This window comes from Mycolicibacterium vaccae NBRC 14118 = CIP 105934, assembly GCF_001552715.1.
Lineage (GTDB): Bacteria > Actinomycetota > Actinomycetes > Mycobacteriales > Mycobacteriaceae > Mycobacterium > Mycobacterium vaccae.
The window spans coordinates 1-6,926 of sequence record NZ_BCRS01000231.1 but is presented as its reverse complement, the minus strand read 5'-3'; the positions used below and the strand labels follow the sequence as shown (position 1 = coordinate 6,926).

General features: G+C 69.8%; 8 protein-coding genes and 1 pseudogene. 5 read left to right on the top strand and 4 right to left on the bottom strand.

The genetic code is table 11. The features are described from left to right. A pseudogene (locus MVA01S_RS27810) lies at window positions 1–385 on the bottom strand (hypothetical protein); the annotation flags it as partial. A gap of 247 nt (window positions 386–632) precedes the next feature. Here MVA01S_RS27810 and MVA01S_RS27805 point away from each other — a divergent pair. Continuing rightward, on the top strand, window positions 633–881 hold the full coding sequence (locus tag MVA01S_RS27805; protein WP_003929204.1) for a DUF3107 domain-containing protein: 249 nt from the start codon (window positions 633–635) through the stop codon (window positions 879–881). A gap of 98 nt (window positions 882–979) precedes the next feature. On the opposite strand, the gene fasR is transcribed toward MVA01S_RS27805, so the two are convergent. Further along, window positions 980–1,654 (bottom strand): HTH-type transcriptional activator FasR, encoded by a 675-nt coding sequence (gene fasR, locus MVA01S_RS27800; RefSeq protein WP_003929203.1) that lies wholly within the window; start codon window positions 1,652–1,654, stop codon window positions 980–982. A 222-nt stretch (window positions 1,655–1,876) separates the two neighbouring features. Between fasR and MVA01S_RS27795 the strand changes: the two genes are divergently transcribed. The 3 genes from MVA01S_RS27795 (at window position 1,877) to MVA01S_RS27785 (ending at window position 5,067) form a co-directional block, all read left to right on the top strand. After that, window positions 1,877–2,902 (top strand): DUF3152 domain-containing protein, encoded by a 1,026-nt coding sequence (locus MVA01S_RS27795; protein WP_003929202.1) that lies wholly within the window; start codon window positions 1,877–1,879, stop codon window positions 2,900–2,902. A 95-nt stretch (window positions 2,903–2,997) separates the two neighbouring features. After that, the gene (gene moeZ / locus MVA01S_RS27790) at window positions 2,998–4,176 is read left to right on the top strand and encodes an adenylyltransferase/sulfurtransferase MoeZ (RefSeq protein ID WP_003929201.1); all 1,179 of its coding nucleotides are present in this window, start codon (window positions 2,998–3,000) and stop codon (window positions 4,174–4,176) included. A 36-nt stretch (window positions 4,177–4,212) separates the two neighbouring features. Beyond that, entirely contained in the window at window positions 4,213–5,067 is an 855-nt protein-coding gene (locus MVA01S_RS27785) for a TIGR02569 family protein (protein ID WP_003929200.1), read from the top strand. Between the two features lie 74 nt (window positions 5,068–5,141). Here MVA01S_RS27785 and MVA01S_RS27780 read toward each other — a convergent pair whose 3' ends face one another. Together MVA01S_RS27780 and MVA01S_RS27775 are read right to left on the bottom strand one after the other, a co-directional pair. After that, on the bottom strand, window positions 5,142–5,438 hold the full coding sequence (locus tag MVA01S_RS27780) for an MGMT family protein (protein ID WP_003929199.1): 297 nt from the start codon (window positions 5,436–5,438) through the stop codon (window positions 5,142–5,144). A 2-nt stretch (window positions 5,439–5,440) separates the two neighbouring features. After that, complete coding sequence (locus tag MVA01S_RS27775; RefSeq protein WP_040540423.1) at window positions 5,441–6,223, bottom strand: alpha/beta fold hydrolase; 783 nt, start codon at window positions 6,221–6,223, stop codon at window positions 5,441–5,443. A gap of 78 nt (window positions 6,224–6,301) precedes the next feature. On the opposite strand from MVA01S_RS27775, the gene MVA01S_RS27770 reads away from it, so the two are divergent. Beyond that, the coding region (locus tag MVA01S_RS27770; RefSeq protein WP_159426360.1) for a UvrD-helicase domain-containing protein at window positions 6,302–6,926 on the top strand (625 nt) is incomplete at its 3' end.

Below are 6,926 nucleotides of genomic sequence, written 5' to 3'. Positions count from 1 at the left end.
CGCGCGGCGCCGGCGCGGCGGACGGTTCCGGGGCCGAGCTCGACGGCACCGGCGCGGCCACGGTCGCCGACACCGATCCGCTGTCGCCGCCGCCCAGGATCATGCTGACGGTGATCACCGCGACGAACAGGACGGCGCCGGCCACCCCCGCGATCCACATCCAGCGGCGGTCGAGCTTCTCCTCGTCGAGGTAGTCCTCGTAGTCCTCCACGCCGTCGTCTGCGCCGCGGTAGTCCCCCGGGAACGGGGGCAGCGCGTCGGTGTCCAGATCGTCGTAGTGATCTTGGTCTTCGTAGGTCCCGTATCCACGGCCGCCCCGAGGGCTTCGGATCCGCTCGGTCGGCGTCAGGGAATACGGTGAAGTAGCGGTGTATGGCCTGTTCATGCAGCTGTCCCAGTCGTCATTTCCGATTTCGGGCCCGATGCTACTGAGGCAGAAGTGACGGATGGGACGGACGCGCCTGCCCCGCGGTCACGGTCGGGACTCGGTTCGATCGCTGCGGCGTTATTGGCCCCTCGGCGGCCTGCGCGCGATTTCGCCCGTCGCGTACGCGGGTCCCGACGCCGCCTCTTCAGGCCGACGTCCACTAGCCTCCTTGGAGTACGAGCACACGAACAGAAGGGTTTCCACCGTGGAGGTCAAGATCGGTGTCACCGACAGCCCGCGCGAGTTGATTCTGGCCAGCGCGCAGACGCCGGCCGAGGTGGAGAAGTTGGTCACCGACGCGCTGAGCGGAGATCCCAGCGTGCTGGCTCTGACCGACGAGAAGGGCCGCCGGTTCCTGGTGCAGTCCACCCGGATCGCCTATGTCGAAATCGGTGCCGCGGACTCGCGTCGGGTCGGGTTCGGCGTCGTCGGCGCAGAGGTCGCCAAGGGCTAGGTCGACGACCTAGGTAGACGAGTAGCGCCGAAACTGCATCCAGGTAGCGAAAGTTCGAGAGAACGGCTGCGTAGTTGCAGTTTCGGTGCGCGCTCGGCTCAGGACCGCGTCAGCGGAACGTGCGACAGGCCGCCCCAGATGAACTGGACGGTGCCCTCCACGGCGTCGTCCTTGTCGATCGGGCGCTCGTTGTTGAGCCAGTAGCGCGCCGAGTCCACGCTGATGCTGACCAGCCCGACCGCGATCATCCGGGCGCGGTGCGGCTCCAGCCCGGAGTCATGGCTGATCAGATCGAACACCGCGTCGGTGCACGATTCGGTCGCGACCTTCACCTGCGCGGCGACCTGCGGCTCGGTCACGTAGTCGTTCTCGAAGATCAAGCGGTAGCCCTGACCGTCGTGCTCGATGAAGTCGAAGAACGCCTGCACGGCCGCGCGGACACGCTGCCGGTTGTCGGTGGTGGTGCGCAACGCCTGGCGCACACCCGAGACGAGGTTGTCCACGTGACGCTGCAGGACCGCGAGGTAGAGCTCCACCTTCGACGCGAAGTGCTGATACAGCACAGGTTTGCTGACACCGGCGCGGTCGGCGATCTCGTCCATGCCCGCGGCGTGATAGCCGCGGTCCACGAACACCTCGCTGGCCGCGATCAACAGCTGGCCGCGACGCTCGTCGCGGGGCAGCCGGTTGCCCCGCCGGGCTGCGCCGGAAGGGGCGGTGCCGTTCGCCGGCTTACCCCCTCGTCGCTGCGCCGTCTTGGCCAGTTCGCTCATCAGAACCTCGAGATCTACGGCCGGCCCGACCGGCGTCTGGAATTCGCTCGCACTGACCTTACTACCGTTGGCCGACCATCCGCGTCAGGACAGCTGTCACAGCGCTGCACACGCGGCACGCCGGTGTTTGCGGAAGCCCAGGTGGCGCGCCAGAGCAGCATGTCCTCCGCGCTGTGAGATCCTGTTCCGGTGGCCTACGACTCCCGCACGCGAGGAGGACCTATGGGTCCTGAGCGGCGCGGAGACGGCCGCGTCCCCGTGCTTCGCGACGACTGGCGCGAGCCCCTGCGCGCTCAGCGTGACCCGCTGGCCGAGCAGCCTGGGCGGCCCCGGTCGAACCGCGACGAGCACAAGCGCTGGCGCAAGCAGACCTGGATCGGCCGGTTCGTCTCCACCTACGGGTGGCGGGCCTACGCCCTGCCGCTGCTCGTGGTGCTGACCGGGGTCGTGCTCTACCAGACCATCGCCGGCACCAGCGTCCCCCAGGCGGTCGAGGACGAGGGCCCGGTGCAGGGACCGCCGACGATCGGTGTCCCGAGCACGTCCATCGTCGGCGCCCCGCCCAAGGGCCTGACCCAGTTCGACGCCAACCTGCCGACCGGCATCCTGCCCGACGGTGGCCCGTTCACCGAGGCCGGCGCGCGCACCTGGCACGTCGTGCCGGGTGGCACCCCGCAGGTCGGGCAGGGCACCACCAAGGTGTTCACCTACACCGTCGAGGTCGAGGACGGCCTCGACACCACCACGTTCGGCGGCGACGACGGGTTCGCCCGGATGGTCAGCGAGACCCTGGCCAACCCGAAGAGCTGGACCCACAACCCGCAGTTCGCGTTCACCCGGGTCGACGCGGCCTCCGGCATCGTCCCCGACTTCCGGGTGTCGCTGACCTCGCCGATGACGATCCGCGACGGCTGCGGCTACGACATCCAGCTCGAAGCCTCCTGCTACAACCCGGCGTTCGACGGCCAGCCGCGGGTGTTCATCAACGAGGCCAGGTGGGTGCGCGGCGCGGTGCCGTTCCAGGGCGACATCGGGTCCTACCGGCAGTACGTGATCAACCACGAGGTCGGGCACGCCATCGGCTACCAGCGCCACGAGCAGTGCCCCGCCAACGGCGACCTGGCGCCGATCATGATGCAGCAGACGTTCTCGACCAACAACACCGACGCGGCCAAGTTCGACCCCGGCACCGTCACCCCCGACGGACACACGTGCCGCTTCAACCCGTGGCCGTACCCGATCGCCTAGCACCACCGTGACCGGCCGGGAAGCGTCGGGCCCTCGTTGCTGTTGGAAGCCGTACCTGCTGAGATGGTCTGACAGCCAAACCAAGGAGAATTTCGGTGTCGACACCGTTGCCGCCGCTGGTCGAGCCAGCGGCTGAGCTCACCCGCGAAGAGGTGGCGCGCTACAGCCGCCACCTGATCATCCCCGACCTCGGCGTGGACGGACAGAAGCGGCTGAAGAACGCCCGCGTGCTGGTCATCGGCGCCGGCGGGCTGGGTTCACCCACCCTGCTCTACCTGGCCGCGGCCGGGGTCGGCACCATCGGCATCGTCGAGTTCGACGTCGTCGACGAGTCCAACCTGCAGCGCCAGATCATCCACGGCGTGTCCGACATCGGCCGGTCCAAGGCGCAGAGCGCCAAGGACTCGATCGCCGAGATCAATCCGCTCGTCGACGTCGTGCTGCACGAGTTCCGGCTGGAACCCGACAACGCCGTGCAGCTGTTCGAGCAGTACGACCTGATCCTGGACGGCACCGACAACTTCGCCACCCGGTATCTGGTCAACGACGCCGCCGTGCTGGCCGGCAAACCCTACGTGTGGGGGTCGATCTACCGGTTCGAGGGCCAGGTGTCGATCTTCTGGGAGGACGCCCCGGACGGGCTGGGCCTGAACTACCGCGACCTGTACCCCGAACCGCCGCCGCCGGGGATGGTGCCGTCGTGCGCCGAGGGCGGGGTGCTGGGCATCCTGTGCTCGTCGATCGCGTCGGTGATGGGCACCGAGGCGATCAAGTTGATCACCGGTATCGGCGAGCCGCTGCTGGGCCGGTTGATGGTCTACGACGCGCTGGACATGACCTATCGCACGATCAAGATCCGCAAGGATCCGTCGACGCCCAAGATCACCGAGCTCATCGACTACGAGGCGTTCTGCGGCGTGGTCTCCGACGCGGCCGCCGAGGCCGCCGCCGAGTCGACCATCACCCCGCGCGAGCTTCGCGAACTGCTGGACTCGGGCAAGCCGCTGTCGCTGATCGACGTCCGGGAACCGGTCGAGTGGGACATCAATCACATCGAGGGCGCGGAGCTGATTCCCAAGGGTGCCTTCGAAACCGGTGAAGCGCTGGCCAAACTGAAGGTGGACCGGACGCCGGTGTTCTACTGCAAGACCGGGGTGCGTTCGGCCGAGGTGCTCGCCATCGTGAAGAAGGCCGGGTTCTCCGACGCGCTGCACGTGCAGGGCGGGATCGTGGCCTGGGGCAAGCAACTCGAACCCGACATGGTCATGTACTAACGCCGGGTTTGCCGCCGCGGCAATTAGGCTGTGCCGGTGACCGCCGAGCGACCGCCAGAGCACGTCCTCACGGCCTTCGGGCTGTCCGGAGTGCAGCCTGCGCCGCTGGGATCCAGCTGGGAAGGCGGATGGCGCTGCGGCGAAGTGGTGCTGTCGATGGTCGCCGACCACGCGCGCGCCGCGTGGTCGGCCAAAGTGCGCGAGACGCTGTTCGTCGACGGGGTGCGCCTGGCCCGGCCGGTGCGCTCGACCGACGGTCGGTACGTCGTCGCGGGCTGGCGCGCCGACACGTACGTGGCCGGGACGCCTGAGCCGCGCCACGACGAGGTCGTCTCCGCCGCGGTGCGGCTGCACGAGGCCACCGCGAAGCTGGAACGGCCCAGGTTCCTGACCCAGCCGCCGGTCGCGCCGTGGGGCGACGTCGACGTGTTCACCGCCGCCGACCGGGCGGCCTGGGAGGAACGACCGCTGCACTCGCTGCCGCCGGGCGCACGGGTGGGGCCGGGCACGGCCGACGGGCAGAAGTCCATCGAGCTGATCAACCAGCTCGCGACGCTGCGCCGCCCGACCAAGAGCCCCAGCCAGCTCGTGCACGGCGACCTCTACGGCACAGTGCTTTTCGCTGGTACGGCAGCTCCCGGCATCACCGACATCACGCCGTACTGGCGACCACCGGCCTGGGCGGCCGGAGTGGTCGTGGTGGATGCCCTGGCCTGGGGTGAAGCCGACGACGCGCTGATCGAGCGGTGGTCGACGCTGCCGGAGTGGCCGCAGATGCTGTTGCGCGCGTTGATGTTCCGGTTGGCGGTGCATGCGCTGCACCCGCGGTCGACGGCCGCGGCGTTCCCCGGTCTGGCCCGCACCGCAGCGCTGGTCCGCCTCGCGGTCTAGGCCCTATCTGCCGCGGAATAGCATTCCTGGCTGCGATCCGGCTGCGATGACGACCCTGGCTTCACTTTCGCGGATCAGAACGCGTGCCGGTACTCCCGCAACGGCACCCGGCCGTCGACGGCCAGCACACCTTCGGCCCGCAGGCGCTCCAGCTGGCGGGTGGCCAGGTGGGCCGCCGGTCGGCCCGATGCCGAGATCACCCGGTGCCACGGCAGATCCGAGGAATCGGTGCGCATGATCCATCCGACGGTCCGCGCGCTGGAAAGACCTGCGGCCTCGGCGATGTCACCGTAGGTCGCCACCGAGCCCGACGGGATGCGCGCGACGAGCCCGCGCACCGTCTCGACCTGTTCGTCGGTGATCGCGGCCATGCTCAGCTCAGGTGGTCGCGAATCACCGCGGCGGTCTCTGCCGGCCTGGCCAGCGGCACCATGTGGTCGCAGTCCCATTCCAGCAGAGTGAAACTCGGTCCGAGTCCGGCCTCGAGCGTGGCGATCAGCCCGTCACCGGCGTACGGCGGGTCGGTGCGCAGCGCGCGGACCAGCGTCGTCGGCGTGCCGTCACGCGGCACCGGCGCCGGGCGCGTCAGCTCGCTCCAGTAGCACAACATCGCCGGGATGCTGATGCGCCAGCCGACCCGGCCGTCGGCCTGCTCCACGAGGTGCTCGTCGAGTTCCCGGTCCAGCTCGTCCTCGGCGACCTCGCCCCAGGATCCGCCCACCTTCTCGGCGCGGGCCTCGGCCCGGTCGGTGTAGTCGGGGGAGCGGTACATCTCCTCGGCTACCTCACGCATCCACCGACCGTCCAGGCCCACTGCCGGGTCCAACAGCACGAGACCGGCGACCAGGTCGGGCCGCTGCGCCGCGAGATTCATCGCGACCGCACCGCCGAAGGAGTGGCCGACCACCACCACCGGGTCCCCGCCCTCTGCTTCCAGCAGGGTCGCCAGCGCCGCCACGTTCGCTTCGATGGTCCACGGCGCGTCCCATGACGAGCGCCCGTGCCCCAGCAGGTCCGGGGCGATCGCGGGCACGTCGGGAAGGTGCTGGGTGAACAGGCTCTCCCAGCGCTTGCCGTGCCCGGTCAATCCGTGGATCGCCAGGACCCGGGCCGACCCGGGCGGTCCGAAACGGTAGGTGCACAACACATCGGTCACACGTGCAGATGCTGCCAGGTGGACGGGGCCGGGGTCCATCGGAGCGGACTTGTCGGACCCCCGTGATCTGATGCGTGCATGTCCGCCCCGCACACCGAACTCACGCCCGAGGCCCTGACCCGACGCGACGTGCGGGGCACGGTCCGGGTGCTGGGCGGGCCGGGCACCGGCAAGAGCGCGCTGCTGGTGGACACCGCCGCGGCCCACATCGAGGCCGGCCGTGATCCGGAATCGGTTCTGCTGCTGACAGGTTCGGCACGGCTGAGCGCCCGGGCCCGGGCGGAGGTCACCACGGCGCTGCTGGGGGCCGGAGGTCGCAGTGTCGTGCGTGAGCCGCTGGTGCGCACGGTGCACTCCTACGCGTTCGCGGTGTTGCGGCTGGCCGCGCAGCGCAACGGCAGCCCGCCGCCGCGGCTGATCACCAGTGCCGAGCAGGACGGCATCATCCGCGAGTTGCTGGCCGGCGACGTCGAGGACGGCGACGCCTCACCGGTGCGCTGGCCGGTGCGTCTGCGGCCGGCCCTCGGCACCGTCGGGTTCGCCACCGAACTGCGCGACCTGATGGCCCGCTGCAGCGAGCGCGGCGTCGATCCGCTTGCGCTGCAACGCCTCGGCCGTGCCGCGGGCAGGCCGGAATGGCAGGCGGCGGGCCGGTTCGCGCAGGCCTACGAGCAGGTCATGCTGCTGCGCGCGGCGGTCGGTA

Bases quoted from the DNA above. Each gene is read 5' to 3' on its own strand.
- fasR (WP_003929203.1), bottom strand. From the start codon at position 1,654: ATGAGCGAACTGGCCAAGACGGCGCAGCGACGAGGGGGTAAGCCGGCG.
- MVA01S_RS27795 (WP_003929202.1), top strand. From the start codon at position 1,877: ATGGGTCCTGAGCGGCGCGGAGACGGCCGCGTCCCCGTGCTTCGCGAC.
- MVA01S_RS27780 (WP_003929199.1), bottom strand. From the start codon at position 5,438: ATGGCCGCGATCACCGACGAACAGGTCGAGACGGTGCGCGGGCTCGTC.